Source organism: Shigella sp. FC1967, from assembly GCF_001743005.1.
Lineage (GTDB): Bacteria > Pseudomonadota > Gammaproteobacteria > Enterobacterales > Enterobacteriaceae > Proteus.
Map to the genome: position 1 here is coordinate 1 of NZ_MIIZ01000094.1, position 295 is coordinate 295.

At 43.4% G+C, this 295-nt stretch carries 1 protein-coding gene and 1 pseudogene; one reads left to right on the forward strand and one right to left on the reverse strand.

Features of this window, described 5'->3' with window-relative positions:
• Nucleotides 1-165, reverse strand: a pseudogene (locus tag BHE89_RS24580) (IS200/IS605 family transposase); the annotation flags it as partial.
• A gap of 56 nt (nt 166-221) precedes the next feature.
• On the opposite strand from BHE89_RS24580, the gene BHE89_RS00740 reads away from it, so the two are divergent.
• Nucleotides 222-295 (forward strand): helix-turn-helix domain-containing protein (locus BHE89_RS00740; RefSeq protein WP_171742417.1); only part of this gene is annotated, 74 nt, incomplete at its 3' end.

A 295-nucleotide genomic window follows, 5' to 3' on the forward strand; every position in this document is an offset into this window, starting at 1 on the left:
AAGTTTTGCCGCAGCGGAGTCAAATGCATCACGCAGTTGAGCGAGCATCTGTCCGTCAAATAGCTTACGTCGATACTTTGTCGTAAAGATCAGAGGCACGACCAGTTTACTGACACGGTGCCGATTTCAGAGGGAACCCGCCTGTAAATCATTATGATTACTCAATTGATATATTGCCCTAACATGTTAAAATAAAAACATTATATCAATGAGCGCTGATGATGTTAAGAGCAACAAAAGTACGCATCTACCCTACACCAGAACAGGCTGAATATCTCAACGCTCAGTTCGGTGC